This window comes from Vibrio cholerae (genome assembly GCF_008369605.1).
GTDB lineage: Bacteria > Pseudomonadota > Gammaproteobacteria > Enterobacterales > Vibrionaceae > Vibrio > Vibrio cholerae.
Map to the genome: position 1 here is coordinate 1,555,479 of NZ_CP043554.1, position 21,114 is coordinate 1,576,592.

At 46.9% G+C, this 21,114-nt stretch carries 17 protein-coding genes; 10 read left to right on the forward strand and 7 right to left on the reverse strand.

All coding sequences use genetic code 11. The features are described 5' to 3' along the window. Positions 1-38: 38 nt before the first annotated feature. From F0316_RS07260 to F0316_RS07270, 3 genes are read left to right on the forward strand one after another with little or no spacing between them, the layout of a single operon-like run. A complete protein-coding gene (locus F0316_RS07260) occupies positions 39-671 on the forward strand; it encodes a DUF2760 domain-containing protein (protein ID WP_148553266.1) in 633 nt (210 codons plus the stop codon). Then, complete coding sequence (locus F0316_RS07265; protein WP_148553267.1) at positions 671-2,572, forward strand: Hsp70 family protein; 1,902 nt, start codon at positions 671-673, stop codon at positions 2,570-2,572. Before F0316_RS07260 ends, F0316_RS07265 begins: the two co-directional genes overlap by 1 nt. Before the next feature lie 59 nt (positions 2,573-2,631). Next, the gene (locus F0316_RS07270; RefSeq protein WP_172625984.1) at positions 2,632-5,448 is read left to right on the forward strand and encodes an Hsp70 family protein; all 2,817 of its coding nucleotides are present in this window, start codon (positions 2,632-2,634) and stop codon (positions 5,446-5,448) included. A gap of 111 nt (positions 5,449-5,559) precedes the next feature. Here the strand turns inward: F0316_RS07270 and F0316_RS07275 are convergent, their stop codons facing one another. Next, entirely contained in the window at positions 5,560-6,636 is a 1,077-nt protein-coding gene (locus F0316_RS07275) for a GGDEF domain-containing protein (protein ID WP_033837795.1), read from the reverse strand. A gap of 475 nt (positions 6,637-7,111) precedes the next feature. On the opposite strand from F0316_RS07275, the gene F0316_RS07280 reads away from it, so the two are divergent. Continuing rightward, on the forward strand, positions 7,112-7,792 hold the full coding sequence (locus tag F0316_RS07280) for an MSHA operon transcriptional regulator (RefSeq protein ID WP_000434285.1): 681 nt from the start codon (positions 7,112-7,114) through the stop codon (positions 7,790-7,792). Between the two features lie 50 nt (positions 7,793-7,842). Here F0316_RS07280 and F0316_RS07285 read toward each other — a convergent pair whose 3' ends face one another. The 3 genes from F0316_RS07285 to F0316_RS07295 all read right to left on the reverse strand — a co-directional run bounded on the left by F0316_RS07285 (position 7,843) and on the right by F0316_RS07295 (position 10,568). Continuing rightward, entirely contained in the window at positions 7,843-9,174 is a 1,332-nt protein-coding gene (locus F0316_RS07285) for a GGDEF domain-containing protein (RefSeq protein WP_149560362.1), read from the reverse strand. After that, positions 9,171-10,187, reverse strand: a complete 1,017-nt coding sequence (locus F0316_RS07290; protein ID WP_032473871.1) for an ABC transporter substrate-binding protein — start codon at positions 10,185-10,187, stop codon at positions 9,171-9,173. The genes F0316_RS07285 and F0316_RS07290 overlap by 4 nt, the downstream gene beginning before the upstream one ends. A 156-nt stretch (positions 10,188-10,343) precedes the next feature. Then, positions 10,344-10,568 (reverse strand): hypothetical protein, encoded by a 225-nt coding sequence (locus F0316_RS07295; RefSeq protein WP_000498504.1) that lies wholly within the window; start codon positions 10,566-10,568, stop codon positions 10,344-10,346. Between the two features lie 251 nt (positions 10,569-10,819). On the opposite strand from F0316_RS07295, the gene F0316_RS07300 reads away from it, so the two are divergent. Next, positions 10,820-12,766: a tetratricopeptide repeat-containing diguanylate cyclase gene (locus F0316_RS07300; RefSeq protein ID WP_000780779.1), complete on the forward strand. Its 1,947-nt coding sequence runs from the start codon at positions 10,820-10,822 to the stop codon at positions 12,764-12,766. On the opposite strand, the gene queC is transcribed toward F0316_RS07300, so the two are convergent. Both queC and queE read right to left on the reverse strand, forming a co-directional pair. Beyond that, entirely contained in the window at positions 12,738-13,433 is a 696-nt protein-coding gene (queC, locus tag F0316_RS07305; protein WP_000710448.1) for a 7-cyano-7-deazaguanine synthase QueC, read from the reverse strand. The genes F0316_RS07300 and queC overlap by 29 nt on opposite strands. Before the next feature lie 12 nt (positions 13,434-13,445). Then, entirely contained in the window at positions 13,446-14,096 is a 651-nt protein-coding gene (gene queE / locus F0316_RS07310; protein ID WP_000464248.1) for a 7-carboxy-7-deazaguanine synthase QueE, read from the reverse strand. Between the two features lie 362 nt (positions 14,097-14,458). On the opposite strand from queE, the gene F0316_RS07315 reads away from it, so the two are divergent. Continuing rightward, positions 14,459-15,280 (forward strand): Cof-type HAD-IIB family hydrolase, encoded by an 822-nt coding sequence (locus F0316_RS07315; protein ID WP_148505121.1) that lies wholly within the window; start codon positions 14,459-14,461, stop codon positions 15,278-15,280. Positions 15,281-15,344: 64 nt separating this feature from the next. Here the strand turns inward: F0316_RS07315 and F0316_RS07320 are convergent, their stop codons facing one another. Next, positions 15,345-16,283 (reverse strand): precorrin-2 dehydrogenase/sirohydrochlorin ferrochelatase family protein, encoded by a 939-nt coding sequence (locus tag F0316_RS07320; protein ID WP_114732796.1) that lies wholly within the window; start codon positions 16,281-16,283, stop codon positions 15,345-15,347. A 455-nt stretch (positions 16,284-16,738) separates the two neighbouring features. Between F0316_RS07320 and F0316_RS07325 the strand changes: the two genes are divergently transcribed. From F0316_RS07325 to F0316_RS07340, 4 genes are all read left to right on the forward strand, one after another. Then, positions 16,739-17,767: an amino acid ABC transporter substrate-binding protein gene (locus tag F0316_RS07325; protein ID WP_001284567.1), complete on the forward strand. Its 1,029-nt coding sequence runs from the start codon at positions 16,739-16,741 to the stop codon at positions 17,765-17,767. Positions 17,768-17,892: 125 nt separating this feature from the next. Then, complete coding sequence (locus F0316_RS07330) at positions 17,893-19,098, forward strand: amino acid ABC transporter permease (protein ID WP_000805340.1); 1,206 nt, start codon at positions 17,893-17,895, stop codon at positions 19,096-19,098. A 2-nt stretch (positions 19,099-19,100) separates the two neighbouring features. After that, complete coding sequence (locus F0316_RS07335) at positions 19,101-20,198, forward strand: amino acid ABC transporter permease (RefSeq protein ID WP_000190761.1); 1,098 nt, start codon at positions 19,101-19,103, stop codon at positions 20,196-20,198. 22 nt (positions 20,199-20,220) lie between these two features. Then, complete coding sequence (locus tag F0316_RS07340; protein ID WP_000193736.1) at positions 20,221-20,976, forward strand: amino acid ABC transporter ATP-binding protein; 756 nt, start codon at positions 20,221-20,223, stop codon at positions 20,974-20,976. The last annotated feature ends 138 nt before the right edge of the window (positions 20,977-21,114 follow it).

Below are 21,114 nucleotides of genomic sequence, written 5' to 3' on the forward strand. Positions count from 1 at the left end.
TGTGCCTTGAGCACAGAGTCTGCAAAAGAGAATTCACGATGAATATCGACCTAAACCTGATCCCAACCACTTTTGATATGCTCCATGCTGGGCTAGCAGCTTCGTCAGTACTGCTATTGATTGTTGCCATTGCTCGTAAAGGCAAAGTGACAGAAAAGATCGTAGAAAAACCCGTCGAAAAGATTGTGACGGTTGAAAAGCCAGTAGAAAAAATCATCGAAGTGGAAAAGATCGTCGAAATTGAAAAAGTCGTGGAACGAGTCGTTGAAGTGGAATCCAAACTCGCAACCACCTCAACCGATTCAGCACTGCAACTTCTCGCACTGCTGCAAAAAGAAGCTCGCCTGATTGACTTCTTACAAGAAGAAGTGAGCCAGTTTTCGGATGAAGAAGTGGGCGCAGCCGCTCGCGTGATTCATAGTGGCGGCCAAAAAGTGCTGCGCGAATACCTCACGCTATCGCCTATTCGTAGCGAACAAGAAGAGAGCCGCATCAGCGTCGAAGCGGGCTTCAATACGCAAGAAATTCGCCTAACCGGTCAAGTGACTGGCCAAGCGCCATTCGTTGGCACTCTGATTCACAAAGGTTGGCGTGCAGATTCCATAACCCTGCCGAAACTGGCGGACAATTACGACACCTCGATCCTCGCGCCTGCGGAGGTAGAACTGTAATGGAGATGCCAATTCATTCCGCCAAATACAGTGTAGGCATCGACCTTGGTACAACCCACTGCGTACTCGCTTATCAAGATGTACAGAGTGAAGAGAGCCGTGTTGAAGTGATGTCGATTGCGCAAATGACAGCGCCGGGCACTGTGGAAAACCTCAACCAGCTCGGTTCTTTCGTTTATCAACCCCATGAACATGAAATGGCCGCCGCTTCACGCCGTTTGCCTTGGAGCAGTGAACCAACAGCACTGATCGGTGCAATTGCGCGCAATTTGGGCTCAAAAACCCCGATTCGCCTCGTCGCAAGCGCCAAATCATGGTTATGCCATGCGGGCGTTAATCGTCGCGAAGCCTTTTTGCCATCGGGCAGCCCTGAAGATGTCAGCAAAATTTCCCCACTGCGTGCCACTGAGCTTTATTTAGAACACTTGCAAGCGGCATGGGATCACGCCCATCCTGATGCCCCATTGGCTGAGCAAGATGTCACCATTACCGTTCCTGCTTCGTTTGATCCTGCCGCCCGTGACTTAACCGCGGAAGCGGCACGTAATATTGGCCTGCAGCATTTTACTCTGCTCGAAGAACCACAAGCGGCGCTGTACAGCTGGATTGATAACCGCCACGAACAGTGGCGCAGTGAAGTGAGCGTTGGCGATGTGGTGCTAGTGATCGATATTGGCGGCGGTACCACTGACCTTTCACTGGTCGAAGTGACCGAAGAAGAAGGCAACCTTGCCCTCAAGCGTATTGCCGTTGGCGAACATATTCTGCTCGGTGGCGATAACATGGATCTCGCCCTCGCCTATCGTCTGAAAATGAAGTTGGCGCAGGAAGGCAAAGAGCTGCAAATGTGGCAAGTACAAGCCATGACACACGCATGCCGTGATGCAAAAGAAGCACTCCTCAGCCAACCGGATTTGGCCGCAGTGCCGATCGTGGTACCAAGCCGCGGTTCTAAACTGCTCGGCGCAACACTGAAAACCGAACTGACTCGTGAAGAAGTTCAGCAAACGCTGGTCGATGGTTTCTTCCCTGCGGTTTCCATCAACGAGCATCCACAACACAAAATGCGCGGAGCTTTGACTCAAATGAGTTTGCCTTACGCGCAAGATGCCGGCATTACTCGCCACATCGCAGCATTTTTAAGCAAACAGGCTAATGCTCAAGGTCAGAACCACGCAGAAAGCATGCCTTTCGCGATGGCAGGAATTCCGGGCATGGCCGCTCCACAAGCCGATTTCATTAAGCCAACTGCTATTTTGCTAAACGGTGGCGTGCTTAAATCCACTCTGCTTGCCGATCGTTTGCTAGAAACCATCAATGCTTGGCTAACTCAGGCTAATGCGGCGCCTACCAAACTCTTAGCCGGAGTGGATTTAGATCTGGCAGTGGCACGCGGCGCGGCTTACTACGGCGTTGTGCGTCAAGGCCAAGGCGTACGCATCCGTGGTGGTATTGCTTCGGCTTACTATGTCGGCATTGAAAGTGCGATGCCAGCCATTCCGGGCATGTCACCGCCGATGGAAGCACTCTGTGTTGCTCCATTTGGTATGGAAGAAGGCTCGAGCGCGCAAGTCGCGGATCGCCAGTTTGGCCTAGTGATTGGTGAGCCTGTGCACTTCCAATTCTATGGTTCAACCGTACGCCGTGATGATGTTGCGGGGACTCACCTTGTCGATTGGGCCAACGATGAACTAGACGATCTGCCAACCATTCAGATCACCTTACCTGTTTCTGAAGGTCGCCGAGCAGGAGAAGTGGTTCCGGTTACGCTGGCATCACGAGTGACTGAGCTCGGTACGCTCTATCTTGAAGCGATTGCGGCTGATAATGGCCAAAAATGGCATGTGGAATTTGATGTGCGTGACAACCCACAAGACGAGCCTGCACCACAGCAACATTAGAAAGACTACAGCGGCATCCTTCGGGGTGCCGCTCATCCTTTATGAATACGAGGTATAGCATGTCATCACCACGTTTTCTGGTTGGCATTGATTTGGGCACGACCAATACGGTGGTCGCTTTTTGTGAACTCAACGATGCTCTAGAACAATCTCCCGTTGAGATTTTCCCCGTTGATCAATTGGTTGGTCCTGGCGAAGTGGTTCGCCGTCCACTTCTTCCTTCTTTCCGTTATCACCCTTCACACGGACAATTCACAAATTCTGATTTAACCCTGCCTTGGGAATCACAGTTGGTGAATGGCGATCTGCCGCAAGTGATTATTGGCGAATGGGCACGTGAGTTGGGCGCAAAAGTGGAAGGCCGACAAGTTTCTAGTGCCAAAAGCTGGCTTTCACATCCGAACGTTGATCGCAGCCAACCCATTTTGCCGTGGGCAGGAGCAAATGATGTCGAAAAAGTGTCTCCTATCATTGCCAGCGCCAGCTATCTCAACCATATCCGCCAAGCGTGGAATCATCGCCATCCTTTAAACCCGTTAGAACAACAAGAAGTGGTAGTAACCGTTCCCGCTTCATTTGATGAAGGTGCACGTAAACTGACCATTGAAGCCGCTCAGTTAGCCGGATTGCCGAAAATCATGCTGCTCGAAGAGCCGCAAGCCGTTTGTTATGACTGGCATCATCGTCACCAAGCTCAAGCGAACGATATCTTGCAAGACGTGCCGCTGATATTGGTGTGTGACGTGGGCGGCGGTACAACCGATTTAAGCCTGATTGCCGCGCAATTTGATGAGCAAGAAACGCTGCAACTCAACCGGATTGGTGTGGGCGATCATTTGATGCTTGGCGGTGATAACATTGATCTGGCTTTAGCGCATGTGGCGGAACGTCGCTTTAACCAAAACAAAAAACTCAGCGCGGCAGGTTTATCCAAGCTTATCCAGCAAACCCGCCAAGCGAAGGAAAGCCTGCTCTGTGCAGACGCACCAGAGCAGATGAAAATCACCCTGCTCGGCAGCGGCTCAAAATTACTCGGCGGTACTCAAAGTGTCGCCCTACACCGTGACGAAGTACACCAGATCGCGCTTGATGGATTTTTTCCACTGACCCAGCGTGACGTACTACCAGAGAAACGCCGCAGTGCGGTTGTGGAGTTTGGCTTGCCTTATGCGTCTGACCCTGCGGTCAGTAAACATATCGCTGAGTTTTTGAGCCATCATCAAGGCGTGGTGCCCTCTGAGCCCAATACAGAGTCCACCGACCTGTTGCCGACAGCGTTATTACTCAACGGTGGCGTCTTTAATAGTTCGCTCATCACGCAAAGACTCATCGCGTTACTGAGTGACTGGTTAGGCCGACCAATCACCCTACTTAATAACCCTCACCCAGACTGGTCTGTGGCATTAGGCGCTGTGGCTTATGCCAAAGCAAGACGCGGTGCGCAACTCAAAATCGGTGGTGGCGCAGCGCGCTCTTATTTCCTTCATCTACAAGAAAAAAATAAACTCGGCAAAGCCTTATGTTTGCTCGCCAAAGGCAGTGAAGAAGGACAAGAAATTCGTTTAACCAGCCGCCGCTTTGCCCTCACGGTCGGTGAACCGGTGCGCTTTAATTTGTTAACCTCGACGCACGAGCACATCACACAAGATCAACGGGTACAAAATGGCGCTCTGTTTACCATTGATACCGATAAGTTTCAGCCCCTGCCGCCTTATATTGTTACGTTACCCGCACTCGATCCCACCGAGCTTGCCGCCAACCAAAAGCAGCGCGTAGAAGTGCAATTGGCCTGCCAATTAACCGAGGTGGGCACGCTGCAAATCGTGTGTGTCAATCCCAATGATGAAAAGCAGCGCTGGCAGGTCGAATTTGATATTCGTCACAGCGTAACCCAAGCCGGAGAGCTGGAGGACAGCGTCGCTACTTCTCCTAAGTTACAAGAGGCGAAAGATCTCATCAGCAAAATCTACAGCGCCAATAAAACCAGTGCTGACCAACAAGCGATCAAAACGCTGACCAAAGAGCTAGAAAAACGCTTAGGTAAACGGGAAACGTGGGATTTTTCCACCTTACGCAGCCTATTTGACACGCTTGCCCTTGGCCGTAAGCGCCGTCGCCGCTCAGAGCCCCATGAAAAAAACTGGCTACGTCTGGCCGGCTTCTGCTTACGTCCCGGTTTTGGTGATGCAACCGATGGTTGGCGGATTGAACAGATTTGGGCGCTGTACCAACAAGGTATTCAGTTTACCAATACGCAAGGTTGGACAGATTGGTGGGTATTCTGGCGTCGTGTTGCGGGTGGTTTGAATCAAGAACAGCAAGAAACCTTGCTGGCAGATATCGCCAAGTATCTCCATCCCGGAGCAATGCGAACGCCTGCTTCAACCAAAGAAGCCCAAGAGAAAAGCTATGAAGCCATGGTGCGTCTCGCCGCCTCTTTAGAGCATTTGCAGGTGGAAGACAAAACTCTACTCGCCACTTGGTTTTTAAATAAGGCACTCAACCATACTCAATATCAACAAGCACATTGGTGGGCATTAGGACGATTGGCCGCTCGCACACCTTTTTACGGCAGCCTGCATACCTGTCTGCCCAAAGAGCAGATCCAGCAGTGGCTCCCTAAGCTCTTAGAGCAAGACTGGCAACAAGAGCCAATGTGCGCTTTTGCCACTGTGATGATGTGTCGCAAAACGGGGGATCGCACTCGCGATATATCGGAAGAATGGCGCACACAAGTGTTGGATAAGCTCAAGCAGAGCCGCGTGGCCGATTCATGGATTAATCTGGTTAGTGAAGTAGTCGAACTGGATGAAGCGGAAACTCAACGCGCCTTTGGAGAAAGCTTACCCAACGGGTTGATTTTGCTGGCTCACTGAGCGAGAGCGACAAGCCCAAACAACTTGAAGTCGCAGATATACCAAAACTACTGGGAGTTGCAGGTATTGAAATTAGGAGCCGTTAGGCTCCCATCCTATAAACAATCTGAGCTAACTCGCGCTTACGTCTTGCAGCATGATTCGGTTTCGTCCTTGTTGCTTCGCTTGGTATAACGCCTTATCCGCTTGGCGTAATACTTCGCCATATTCATGTGAACTTTCGAAAATCACCGCGCCGATACTGACCGATACTTTGAGTGGTTGCTGTTCAACATGAAAACCAACCGAAATCGCATCACGCACCGAATCAAGGGCTTGCGATACTCGCTCAAAATCATTTTCACGGGCAAAGATCGCGAACTCTTCACCGCCATATCGAGCGACCAAGCATTCCGTTAATGCCAGTGACTCTAAATGGCGAACCACATAGGTGATCACTGAATCACCAATATCATGTCCATAGGAATCATTGATCTGCTTGAAATGGTCAATATCAACTAAAGCCACTATAGATTTCTGCTTAGACTGCTTCAATTTTTGCTGTACTTGCTCTTTAAAATGACGACGGTTAAACGCACCTGTCAGTTCATCTTGAATAGAGCGTAAGCGATGCCATTCTATTTCCTCGAACAAAAACAGCATTAGCATGGTGCCAAGAATGATAAAAAAGAACAGGTTCTGCACCACTATGGTCGAGGCGCGAAATACCGCCAACAAAGGTAAAGTTTGATAAGCGACGAAAGGAACGTAGAGCATGACCATCATCACCGCCAATACAACAGCGAAAAGGGTTTGCTCTGGCCGCCCACGCTGACCATTTTTTGCCGCAACGATTGCAGAAATCAGATACACCGAAGACAAGCTTAACGAAGCAATCAAGATGCGCAGTCCTATGTCTTCAGGATTCAAACGGAACAAGAGATATAACAACAAAGCAAACGACAAGGAGTGCGCCATCATCAGTAGGTATAAGCCACTTTTGATCGGCTTTTGATACCAGCGCAATACGGCAAATAGCATGCAATAACCGCCAAGTTGATAGAGCAAGTTATTGACAAAGATGGCAAATCCCATCGGTAAAATAAAACGCAGCGAAGAGGTGGTATAAGCCAAGCCGTAAGCCAAAAACAGCAGCACAAACCAAGTGGCCGTATCCAATTTATGTTCAATCAGCTTGCTTCTTAACATATAAAGAAAGAGCGCGGCTATTGCACTGCATGCGATGTTATTAATCACCGTGGCAATTTCTAAAAACGAAAGATCCATCATGCTTGGTCGTCCTGAATGCACAAAAATAAAATCAACTTAAACAACATTTTGGCGCTCTTCTCCCCAAATAACTACTAAAATATAAATTATCTAACAACTTAAGCTCGCATTAACGACCTGAACGGGTGTAGAATTCGCCTCCCAAACAAAACTATAGTCTTATTAAAGACAAGTAGACTCGCGTCGTTGGTTAGTAACTGCTGTGACAGTTTGCTCTTTTGCTTAATTTCGATTTTCGTGAATAGCCTCACCTATGCAGGAAATCGAGGTATCAATAAAACATAGATTCTATGCCCAGATAACCTAACGTTGCGGAAAAGCGGATACCCTTCGATCTTCCACTCTTTCGCAATCATATAGGCTGGGTATACAAGCTCAGGTTGCAAATAAGCCAATGGAACAAGATAAATTTACACATGTTTTTCGTTTGCCAGGGTCAATCCAAGTGCGCATTGCCAAATGGCAGCAAACTTTTCGAGGTAAGTCTGATTTAGTGCTCCATCAAGCACTGGTCGCACGCAATCATCAATATCAACAAGATGAATTTCTGCCTAAGGGTTGGTGCGTCAATCTGTTTGATCCGGACGACATTTCGATTACTCATCACGGTGATTATATTCAAACCGCAATGCGCACTATGATCGATAGAAAAGTGTCTTATAAGCGCATTTATCTGTCTCGTTTACCCTTAGAGCAGGCAGAAGCAGAATTGCGTCAATTTAAAATAGTGTGGATCAAAAAACATAACACGGTTGCGCAGCGCTTTAATCAAACCCAAAAAGCCGCATTCTTAAATTATGCTCAAGAAGAAATTGAGACACTCTACCCTGCCATTCCTGAACAAGGCTTTGACCGTGGATTGTGGAATCGCTTGGTCAAACAAGAATTTGGCCCAGCCGAACACTACGAAGACCCCTATTTTGTCGTCGAAAATGTGGCGGCAAAGAAAGCCGCCGAGCAGAGACAATCACAGCATAAACCCGCAAAATTTGCCGCTCGACGTAAACCGAATCCGACGAAGCCTTTTCACGCGAGACCCGCAGCGCCCAAAAACGCGCGCTACTCATCGTCATGACAGAAACCGCAGCAACGGGATCAGAACTCGGTTGCTGCGGCCTTTGTGCATCAGCTCACTAAACTGGTGTGATCGTGCTTATCTTGGTGGGCGCAATACACCGTATTGCCGGATTGATGTTTTGCGCTGTACATCGCCTCATCAGCAATACGCAATAATTCAGGTACTTGGGTCGCTTGCTCTGGATATAAGGCAACACCAATACTCACCCCAATCTCTAAGCTCTCTTGGTTAAGTTGAAGCGGCTTTTGTAATTTTTCTAGCATCTGATAAGCCTTATTGATAACGCCACTGTGATCCTGCAGCAGATCTAGGCATACCACAAATTCATCCCCCCCTAAGCGCCCACAAAAATCCGATTCTCGTATCGACCCTTTGAGCCGTTGAGCGATTTCTTGCAAGACAAGATCACCTACTTCATGCCCTTTGGTGTCATTGATTTCTTTAAATTTATCTAAGTCAAAAAACAGTAAAGCCAGCTTCATGTTTGAGCGCTTCGCTTTAATTAACGCGTGACTAAGCTGCTGTTTAAAGGCACGGCGGTTCAAAATACCTGTCAATGAATCTCTTTCTGACAAGAAACGTAATTCCGCTTTTTGACGTTCTAATTTGGCGGTTTTTCTTGCCACTTCCGCTTGTAACTCGTCTTTGGTAACGGTTGTGCTTTGCAGCGAAGCCTTCATTTGATTGAAAAACTGAGTTAATTGAACAAACTCTTGTTCATTATTTTGAGTGGAAATTCGGCTGGCGAGATCCCCTTTCGCCATTTGTTCAATCCCTTCTTGGAGAGTTTTACATCCATGTCGGAAACGGCGTAACACCACCAGCGCGATACCACAGACAACCGAAGAGAAGAGCAGTAAGTGCGCCATGGTGGTTAACAATAAATAGCGTTGATTATTAATGCTCTCTTCCATGACTTGACGCTGAAAATAGGCCAGCTCCTCATTCATATTTTGCACCAAAATATTGTATCGAGAGTGAAGTAGCTCATAAGTTCCGATGCCATCGACCAACTTAGTAATGCCCGATTCTTCTGCCATGTAGCGCTCTTGTTCTAATAGCCCGGCTAAACTGTTATTCATTCTTTGGATGCCGGCTAAGTGTTGGCCAAAGACCGTTTCCATCTCGAGCTGGCCAGCCAAAACCTGCTGCGCACGATAAACTTGCTCTAAGCTATGAGCATCGTTGTATTGCAGAAAGACCCAGAGCTGGCTACGCAACATGGCAATGCTGTTTTGGATTTCCAAAATCGTATCCAGCTCAGCATTGGTTTGCTGCTGCCGCTGATCTAAGTTCAGTAATGAGAAAGCAATAAAACCAACTAACAGCAGTGATGCAATAAACAGTAACGTCATTTTGCGGTTTAATGAGTTGATCAAGGCTGGCCTCCATCGTTTTTCACCGCTTCGCTCAACAGGTCGTCAGCCATTAATTGCCGATAATCGGGCAATTGACCATGCACTAACTTGTTTTCTAATGCCCAGCGTCCCTGAAGTTGTAAGTTCGTTAATAACGTATTACCGAGCGAGAGACGAAATGAATAATCTTGCCATGACCATCTCAGCTGTTTTTCATCAATATTCAGCACACCTGCCACTCGGTATCGAGTGCGTTCTGGGTTTTGATGAATCCAATCAATCGCTTGCTTCAGGGCTTTTAAAATCGCAAGACTGCGCTGCTTTTCTTCTTCCGTCGTCGGTTTTATGGTTAATAAATTAAACGATAAGGTGTAAATGCCCGGCAAACTCAGGTTGGTCACTTTCGATTCCGCAGCAACCCCAATTTTGTATCCCCAAGGCTCCCAAATCGAAATGGCATCCAGCTGTTTATCAAATAACTGCTGATAAAGCTGATCCGCAGTGCCATACACTTTATCGATTGGAATTCCTTTCAAATTATTGGCCAAAAGTAATGAATCAAAATAGAACTCACTTGCGCTCGCTCTGATCATACCGACACGTTTGTTGTGTAAATCCGCAACCGAGCGAATCGTCTCGCTTTCTAATGCAAGGAGCTTCAAATCGTTATCTGATTGCACAAAGCTAGCAAGAATAAGAAAATCCTGACGCTCGAAGCTGCTAAACATTGCCACAGATTCTGACGCCGTCGCGTAACTCACCTCCCCTTGAAACAAGGCTTGGCTGCATTGCACTCCACCACTGCATGCCACGAGCTCAACATCAATCCCCTGCTGCTTAAAAAAGCCCAGCTGATCAGCAAGATAAAAAGGGGAAGAAAGAGGTGTTTGTGATACCGCTATTTTGATTGGAGCAGCATTGGAGTTAACGCTAATCGCGGTTGCCAAAGGAGTCAGCCATCGCCACGCTACGAAAGCGATGGCGAGAATCGATAGGTAAACTATCCATCTTCGGGATTGCCGAGCCAAAAACATGCCAACCTCTGAATCTGTATGAATATTGTTCTATGGTTTAGTGTAGTTGCTAATCGGTGATTCGCGAGTGTTGCCCTTATGGGCAACACTCAGCGTTTGAATTGAGAAAGGATTGTGTGTCTACCGAGATGATTTGTCGGTCATTTACAGGTTTAACTAATGAGTGACATCATCAGTACGTTCACCAAAATCGGCTTGATCATAGATATCGGCCAAGGTTTTTTGGCGTTTTTGGTTACTTTTGCGATATTTCTTCGGTTCAAAGTATTGTTCAACGTGCTGCAAAGTTTCCTCATGCTGTTTGGCAGATTGAAGAAATTCAGGGTTATTCATCGCTTGCTGACGCAGACGATTAACACGTTCGAGTGTGTCCCAAAACATATTATGCCCTCCTTCACTGTACATAATTACAGCATAGTCAACTTTATACTCTTGTCAACCGGAATACTGTTTTTTCATACAGTTCGATAGGGCGTCAAATGATAAACAAGCCAATGATGTACGTTTCAATCGCACGTTTAATACATTACCCTGCTGCGACTATCACAAAATGAGATAGCAATCAGAATAACTCATTGTTTATCAAGTTAATGAGGAATATATTTTCCGAACTAACATCACATATTCAGAACATGAAACTCTATTTTAAACGCTCGTTGCTTGTCTTTAGCCTAATGTCCTCATTCTGCGTCGCCTCTGAACGATCTGCATGGGAAGAGGTTTACGCCAAATCTCAACACAAACAAACAGAGACGGCCCTAAAACTATTACAGGATCGCTACCATTCCCTTCCTGAAGGGGCGGAAAAACTCTATTTAACCTCTAAATTACACGGCTATTTCGTGCTCAAAGGGCAGCCCTATTATGGTGAATTGGTCAATTCCCATGATACTTACGCGCTGACAGAACAACGCTTCCTAGACGCGTTGAATCATGAAGAAAGTCTCGATTACCACTCTGCAGAAGAAACCTACTTAACCTTCTACGCCGAGATGAAACAAAAAAACGACCAAGATGGCATGGTGCTATTTGAATACCATCTTTGTCGTCTTTTCCAGCGGCATGGCCGCCCGTACCAAGCTCGTTTCTATTGCTCACAGATGGATCAGCGCCTTCTTAATGCTGAAGATCCCCTATTTCCTCGCTATCGCGGCCTACACCTCGTCGCCAATAATTTGGAGTTCTTAGGAGAATATGAAGAGGCGCTGCAAACTTACGATCTGCTTCTCAGTCTGCTGCCTGATTATGTCGACCCATCCGGTATTTATAACGATGTCGGGCTTCTGATGGGGACATTAGGCCAGTATGAATCGGCCTTGGACTACCTCAATAAAGCATTGGAGTATCGACTCGAACAAGGCAACCCACTACTTATCGCGCAAGTAGAACACAGTTTGGGTGATACTTACTTCAAGCAAGGTCGATATGAAGAAAGCATCCTCTATTTTGAACAGGCGAAAGCCCATCTTACTCCCGCTAATTATCTGTTTGGGTTGGCTTACGTGCACCTAGGTTTAGGCAAAGCGTACATTGAACTCAATAATTTCGTTGAAGGCGACCAACATCTCTTTCAGGCTCTCGAGTATGTCAATCAACATAAAGACCAACATTTGCAGGGACTGATTTACTTATCACTTGCGCAAGCCCATTTCAAAGAGCAGAAATACGCGCAAGCGATTGACTATGCCAATCAAGCTGTCGCGATTAGCGAGAGCGCTTCTCTGCCACGCATTAAAGCGCAAGCTTATTTACAGTTAGCCAAAATTGCGGAGGCTGAGCAGCAATACCAAGAAGCATTAAGCTGGTATCGCCAATATGCTGAGAGTGAGCTGTTGCTGCGCAACACAGAGCAGCGTAAAGCTTTTGAAGCGCTCGATCTGGCGAAAGCGGAATTAGAACAAAAACGCGGCGTCAATTTTTGGCGAGAAAACTACCAAGCGTTGGCCGAAAAATATGAAATGTTGAAGTGGCAACGTGTTTCACTTTCACTATTAGTGATTGTGTTTGCACTGATTCTGCCCATTGCCCATTATCGTCGCAGAAAAGAGTGCGATCAAAACCGACAAGATAGCTTGCATGGGGTATTAAGCCGCACCAGTGGATTAGAGCGATTAACTCATATTGAAGCCTGCCAGCAAACTGAGCATGTCCATTTGCTTGCTCTATTGGATATTGACCAACTGAGGCAGTTCAATGAACGTCACGGCTATGAACGGGGCGATATTGCGTTACAAAATACAATCAATACCTTGCTGCACCAGTTGCGTGCCAAGGAGTTTGTGTGTCGCTTAGGGGATGATGAATTCTTGGTGGTTATGCCAAACTGCAGACGTACTCTTTCGGAAACACGGCTGTTTGCGCTTCATCATGCGTTAAATGGCAAAACACCAACCGATGCTAAATCAACAGTTGGCTTGAGCGTTACCCTCAGCTATTTAACGGTAGAGAGTGGTTTGGCGAGTTTTACGCACTTTTATCCTAAGCTGGATAGCGCTCTAAGCATCGCCAAACAGAGCGGCAATGGCGGCTTAATCGATGCCGCCGATCCCACTAATGCGCTGCTGACTGCTTGCTCTTAAGCGCACTCATTATCACATCCCGATTATCGAGATACGCTTTAAGCCCAGCCTGACGTAAACCACAGGCTGGGCATTCTCCACAGCCATCACCTATCAACCCGTTATAACAAGTGAGCGTTTGGTGACGAACCAGATCCAATGCTCCCAGTTGATCGGCCAATGCCCACGTCTCAGCTTTATTCAGCCACATCAATGGAGTGCGAATCATTAAAGGCAGATCCATGCCTTTCGCGAGTGCTTGGTTCATCGCTTGTACGAATTCATCACGGCAATCGGGATAACCGGAAAAATCCGTCTCACAAACCCCAGTAATGACCGTGGTCGCGCCGATTTGGTAAGCATAGATACCCGCTAAAGTTAAAAACAGAATATTGCGTCCCGGAACAAAAGAATTCGGCAGTCCATTGGCTTGTAGCTCATGAGAAACCGGAATGTCATCACGCGTCAGCGAGCTGATGGCCAGCTCATTGAGTAAACTCACGTCCATGACTTTATGCGCAGTGACGCCAAGCTGCTTCGCCAGTTGCTGGGCCACTTCTATCTCTAATTTATGGCGCTGGCCATAATCAAAGGTGATCGCATGCACTTCATCAAACTCTTTTAACGCCTGAACTAAACAGGTGGTTGAATCTTGCCCACCACTGAACACGACGACGGCTTTTTTCATGATGCGCTCCCTTTAAGCAATGTTGAGATATTTATGGGTTTGGATAGATAAACGCCAATTGCGAGCAATACAGGTGCGAATGCACAACTCTGTCGCACGCGGCTTTTGGCTAATCGGCTGCAAAGCGATTGCGGTTTGAGCACTGACCTGAGCTCGTGCAAGCAACTCATCAAGATTGTCGATATCTTTCTCGGTCGCCACGGGATGTTTAATTTCGTTGGCACGTTGCAAGGCTGAATCCAGAATCGGTAACTTCCCTTTCATCGCGACCTTGGGTGACACTGTCACCCAAGTGTTCTCGGTCGCATAGACTTCGTAAGTACCACTGGTTTCAATTTGGCATCGGCAACCCATTGCCTCAAACGCTTGAGTTAACTCGGTCAAATCGTAAATGCAGGGCTCACCGCCCGTAATGACGATATGTTTTGCCTGATAGCCTTGAGCTTGATAGCGTTGAACCACCTCTTGCGCACTGGCCTGACACCAAGTTGGCGCGTCACTGGTTTTCAGCAAAATTTGTGAGAATGAGGTTTGGTCTGAGTCTAATGTTTCCCAAGTCTGCTTAGTATCACACCAAGCACAACCGACTGGGCAGCCTTGCAAGCGCACAAAGACCGCGGGCACACCAGTAAACACGCCTTCGCCTTGGATAGTCTCAAACATTTCATTAATTCGGTACAAGATGAACGACCTAACATGGATAAACAGTTGCAGGTGGCAGACCATAATGGAGATAGCGATCGAGGTCAAATTAAATGCGTCTATCCCCTTCTTAGTTCAAGCTTCAGCGATATTGGCGACCGTTGTTCACCCTAATTACATAGAGCATCTAGGTTCGTCATATACCGCCTGCCTACAACTCCAAGTAATTGGGGGATAACCAGACGACTTAGAGCAACAAATTGCTGCGAATGGAAAGCGCAAAATTGCTCTAATTTTCATTTTTTATCACTGTGGCTCACAGTTTAAGCACGATCTGTATATAATCGAGCTCGTTCTCTTTTTCCACTTTATGTAGGTACCCGATGTACAAACTGATTGCGCTCGATATGGATGGCACACTGCTCAATAGCCAAAAACAGATCTCTCCTCGCACCAAGCAGGCTATTGCTCAAGCTCGTCAGCAAGGCATTCAAGTGGTTCTGGCTTCTGGCCGCCCTCTTGATGGCATGCGCAGTAAATTGGAAGAGTTACATCTGACCACGGAAGATGACTATGTACTCTATTACAACGGCTCTATGGTCGCGAATGTCGGTACTGGGGAGATTATTCATCAGCAAATCATTGATGGCAAAGCGGCTAAGCGTGTGGCAACACTCGCGCAAGAGTTTGGGCTCAATACCCATGCCTTTAGCCAAATTCACGGTTTGATCACCCCTAAAACCAGCCAATATACCGAAGTGGAAGCCAGCATAAATGGCCTCAATATTACCGAAATGGACTTTGCACAATTGGCAGATGACCACCCGATCATTAAGGCGATGATCGTCGGAGAGCCAGAAAAACTCACTCAAGCCATCGCTCAATTACCAGCGCAATGGCGTGAAGAATTTACTGTGGTACAAAGTGCGCCCTTCTTTCTAGAATTTCTTAATACGGGCAGTAATAAAGGCATCGGCGTACAAGCGATTACGGAGCATTTAGGCATTCAAGCCAGTGAAGTGATTTGTATGGGAGATGCGGAAAACGATCACCACATGCTGCAATACGCAGGCCTCGGTATCGCGATGGCGAATGCCATGGAAGAGACCAAACACATTGCGGATCACATTACACTAAGCAACGATCACGATGGCGTGGCCGTGGCGATAGAACGCTTTGCGCTAGGCTGTTTCAGCGAAGCTTAAGTTTTGATGGGTAAGTTTGGGTAAGGCGTGTTATGCCTTACCTGCTCTCTTTTATCCTGGTCTTTTAACCTTGCTGAGCCATTTTGAGTACTGTGGCTTTGCCTTGTAGCAAGGCGTATTCACTGCTTCCGGAAGGGATCAACACACACACGTTTTGTGCTTCTTGCTGAGCTTGTAAGAGTAAAGTGCTCAATTCAACCGATGAGTTGAAGCTCTGTCGCTGTGCATCTCGACGACACAAATCCACAAACGCATATGGACAATCTTGGGTATGCAGCACCAACTCTGCTTGTTGCATATAGCGAAGCGCTTTCAGTGACAACAACTCAACATCCGCTCCAAACTCGATCCACGTCGTTGCAGAAACCTTGTCCGTGGATTGAGTAAGCAGATGAATATATATGCATTCTAATGACTCTCTATCTTGCGCATTTTTGACTTCCGGATGGGCAAAAAATCGCTCCCAAAATTGACGACGTAGATCAACACTCGGTAAGAAATCTTTGATCGAATTACGCTTTGATGCACCGAAATCCGCCAAAAGTGCAAGATTTTGCGCTAAAACGGCTTCCAAGGTTTCACGAATATTACGAATCAACACTGGAGATGCGCCGCCGCTGGAAATGGCGAGCTGAATGCGGCCTCTTTCAATCATTGAGGGGGTAATGAAGTCGCAGTATGGCTGATCATCCACCACATTGACTAATATGCCCTGTTCTTTCGCATCCTTGTACACCTGATGATTCAATTCTGGATTATCTGTGGTTGCCCATACTTGAACATAACGTTTATCTAACCAGTGTGATGAATAAAAATGCTGAATCCAGTGACATTTCCCCTGTTCAATCCAAGCCTGTAAAGCGGGAGCCACTTGCGGCGAAATCACGGTGACTTTAGCATCCGCTCTCAATAGCGCATCAATCTTTCGGCAGGCCACTTCGCCGCCCCCGACGACCAAAACGGGTTTATTGGTCAAATCCAAAAACAGAGGAAAATAGCGCATAGTACATCTTATGGTTGTTCATCCTTAACTGGCACTCATGCTACCAAAAATGGGGCAAGAAAAGCATCTAATAACCAGAATGAAATAAAATCTGTGCAAATTTCACCCATAAATTAGTAGATCCGACTAATCCTTAACAAATTAATAGAACTATTAATTAGAACTTCGTTCACTCACCGCCACGCCATCCTGTTGCACCACTCTGTCACTCAGTTGCACTATTTACATTTATTTAACACTTCGCCATTCTTGGCGCAGTTAAGGAATGGGGAAATTAAGCAACTCTTTTCACTCGTTGTTTGAGAAATCTGACATCCTTACCTACGCTTACAACTGGTTGATTTGTCAATGTGCAACCACATAGGCATCAACCTATAACTGAAGAAACACAACATAGCTGAACTCTTGTATCAGGTGTCACCTGGTCAAAAACGGATCAAACAGGAAGGATACAAATGGCGAATAAACTCACTGTTCTTGCTTCTGTCGTCGCAGCCTCGTCTGCCATGCTGAGCCTCTCGGCATCAGCCGCAGAAAGCACTCTAGACAAAGTGTTATCTCAAGGTTTTATTACTTGTGGCGTCAGTACAGGCTTACCGGGTTTTTCTAACCCAAATGCAAAAGGGGAATGGGAAGGGATCGACGTTGAATATTGCCAAGCAATGGCAGCAGCGGTTCTAGGCGATAAAACCAAAGTTAAATTTGTACCACTCACCGCAAAAGAGCGTTTCACTGCGCTGCAATCCGGTGAAATTGATGTTCTGTCTCGTAACACAACATGGACTCTGCAACGTGATAGCGCCCTGGGTCTTAACTTTGTCGGGGTGAACTACTACGACGGCCAAGGTTTCATGGTGAAAAAAGATTTGGGTGTGAAAAGCGCCAAAGAACTGAATGGCGCGTCAGTCTGCGTTCAATCGGGCACCACAACAGAACTCAACTTGGCAGATTACTTCCGCAATAGCGGTATGACTTACAAACCTGTGGTATTTGATACTGCAGCTCAAACTTCAAAAGGCTTTGATGCTGGTCGTTGTGATGTTCTGACGACTGACCAATCAGGTCTGTATGCACTGCGCCTCAATTTAGAAAAACCAGACTCTGCGGTCGTTCTACCTGAAATCATCTCTAAAGAGCCTCTAGGCCCTGTGGTTCGTCAGGATGATGATAAGTGGTTCAACGTCGCTAAATGGGTACTGTACGCCATGGTCAATGCTGAAGAGTACGGTATCACATCGAAAAACGTCGATGAGATGATGAAGTCAGACAACCCAGAAGTAAAACGTATCCTTGGTCTTGATGGTCCGAAAGGAACGGGTCTTGGCATTCGTGATGACTGGAGCTACCAAATTGTTAAGCAAGTGGGTAACTACGGCGAAAGCTTCGATCGCACGGTCGGCTCTGGCTCACCACTAAAAATTGACCGCGGTGTGAATGCACTCTGGAATGCGGGCGGCTTTATGTACGCACCACCTATCCGTTAATTGATAACTATAATCCCGACCACCTTAAAGCTGCAGTACGAGACGTGCGTACTGCGGCTTTAAGTAAAAGGAATCTGCGCTTGGCTTAGCTCCGAGCACAAAAATGGATAAGAGGTTATTGTTGTATGAAACCCACAAATAAAGCGACGCCAGAGACTTCTGACGCGCATTCCAAGCATACCAATTTGCTTTATAACCCAACCTTCCGTTCGGTTGTGTTCCAACTTCTCGCCGTTTGTGTACTCGCATTTTTTCTCTACACCATAGTGAATAATGCGTTAACTAACCTTGAATCTCGAGGGATCGCAACGGGTTTCGCTTTTCTAGATCAAACCGCTGGTTTTGGTATCAGCCAAAGCTTAATTCCCTACGATGAAACTTACAGCTATGGCCGAACGTTTCTGGTGGGTTTGCTCAATACCGCTCTGGTTTCAGTACTCGGCATCTTATTAGCGACCATACTGGGATTTTTGATTGGCATTGCTCGCCTCTCCAGTAACTGGCTAATCAGCCGCTTAGCAGCGGTCTACATCGAAACATTTCGTAATTTGCCACTGCTACTGCAAATATTCTTTTGGTATTTCGTTGTGCTTCAAGCCTTGCCATCGGCAAGGGAAAGCATGCATCTTGGCGAGTGGTTTTACCTCAACATAAAAGGGCTGTATCTCGCCAAGCCAATCTTTGAATCCGGTAGCATCTGGGTTCTGGTTGCCTTAATCGCTGGTATCATTGCCTGTTGGGTATTGAGTATCTGGGCTACAAATCGCCAACGTTTAACGGGACAGCAAACCCCGATGGGACGATACATACTCTTACTGTGTGTCGCTTTTCCAGTGTTGGTTTATTTTCTACTTGGCCAACCTATCACAGCAGAATATCCCGTACTACGCGGATTCAACTTCCAAGGCGGGATCTCGGTACTGCCTGAACTGGCGGCATTACTGGTCGCCTTGACAATCTATACCGCATCCTTCATCGCAGAGATTGTGCGTTCTGGGATCAATGCGGTCAGCCACGGGCAAACGGAAGCAGCAATGTCTCTCGGTTTAACTCGTACGAAAACCTTAAAACTGGTCATTATTCCTCAAGCACTCAGGATCATCATTCCACCGCTGACTAGCCAATATCTGAATCTAACCAAAAACTCCTCACTGGCCATGGCTATTGGCTACCCAGACTTGGTTTCTGTATTTGCGGGCACCACCCTCAACCAAACAGGACAAGCGATTGAGATCATTTCGATGACCATGTTGGTCTATCTCACGCTGAGTTTATTAACTTCAGCCTTAATGAACCTGTATAACCGTAAAGTGGCACTGGTGGAGAGATAATTATGGCAACACATCAATTTCAACCTAGCCTACCGCCGCCATCCAACACAACAGGGGTCGTCGGTTGGTTACGGAAAAATTTATTTAATGGCGTGTTTAACTCAATCGCGACCTTGGTGTTAGGTTACTTAGCTATTCAAGGTCTCCTAAATATCCTCGATTGGGCGATTTTCAACGCCAACTGGAGCGGAACCACGCGTAACGACTGCACCCTTGAGGGCGCTTGCTGGGTATTCATCAGTGTTCGCTGGGAGCAGTTCATGTACGGCTTCTACCCCGCGGCAGAACTGTGGAGACCAAGGCTATTCTTCTTCACTCTGGCTCTTTTTGTCGCACTGCTGGCTTATGAAAAGACACCAAAGCGAGGCTGGATTTGGCTGGTTTTCGTTAACATCTATCCCTTCTTCGCTGCCCTACTTCTTTATGGTGGTGTCTTCGGGCTGGAAGTGGTTGAAACCCATAAATGGGGTGGATTGTTAGTCACTTTGATCATCGCTTTAGTCGGCATCATCGCTTCACTACCAATTGGCGTTGCACTGGCTTTAGGACGTCGCTCCGACATGCCCATAATTCGCAGCTTATGTACCGTCTACATTGAGGTATGGCGTGGGGTGCCTTTAATTACCGTACTGTTCATGGCTTCGGTAATGCTGCCACTCTTTTTATCTCAAGGCAGTGAGATAGATAAGCTACTGCGTGCCTTGATTGGCGTGGTGATGTTCAGTGCCGCGTACATGGCGGAAGTAATCCGTGGTGGTTTGCAAGCGATTCCCAAAGGCCAGTATGAGGCAGCCGATGCGCTCGGTTTAAGTTACTGGAAAAAAATGGGGCTGATTATTCTGCCGCAAGCGCTGAAAATCACCATTCCATCGATTGTAAATACCTTTATTGGTCTGTTTAAAGACACCAGTCTGGTGTTGATTATCGGCATGTTTGATGTGCTCGGCATCGGACAATCCGCCAATACCGACCCGAATTGGCTCGGTTTTGCTACAGAAAGTTATGTTTTTGTCGCGTTAGTGTTCTGGATCTTCTGCTTTGGCATGTCGAGATACTCGATTTGGCTCGAAGGCAAACTCCATACCGGTCACAAACGATAAGTCACTTTGCAAGGAACGTATTATGACGCAACAACTCAACCAAGATTTTATGATTCAAATTAAAGACATGAATAAATGGTATGGTGAATTTCACGTCCTGAAGAACATCAACCTGAATGTCAAAAAAGGCGAACGTATCGTCATTTGTGGACCATCTGGCTCAGGAAAATCGACCATGATCCGCTGCATTAACCGCCTTGAAGAGCATCAAAAAGGGCAAATCATCGTAGCGGGGAATGAGCTCACTGAAGATTTGAAAAACATCGAGCTAGTACGCCGTGAAGTTGGCATGTGTTTTCAACACTTCAACCTCTTCCCTCATCTGACGGTGTTGGAAAATTGCACGCTCGCACCGATTTGGGTTAAGAAAATGCCTAAAGATAAGGCGGAAGAAATTGCCATGAAATATCTCACTCGGGTCCGTATTCCAGAGCAAGCGGATAAATATCCCGGTCAACTCTCCGGTGGTCAACAGCAACGCGTAGCCATTGCTCGCTCACTCTGTATGAATCCACAAATTATGTTATTTGATGAGCCAACCTCTGCCTTAGACCCCGAAATGGTGCGTGAAGTGCTGGATGTTATGGTTGAACTTGCCGAGGAAGGCATGACCATGTTGTGTGTGACCCACGAAATGGGCTTTGCGAAAGAAGTCGCAGACCGAGTTATTTTCATGGATGCCGGAGAAATCATTGAGGAAAACAATCCCAAAGAATTCTTTGAAAACCCGCAATCGGATCGTACACAGAACTTCCTTGCTCAGATCCTGCATCACTAATCGACGGTACTCACTTCATCGTCATTGATTCAGAAGCGTTAATCGCTTCTGAATTCTTTTAAAATCATGCAAATAAAAAGACATCATTCGGTGAATGAGATGAAATATCGTGTTACAACTGCACATAACCTTAACCAC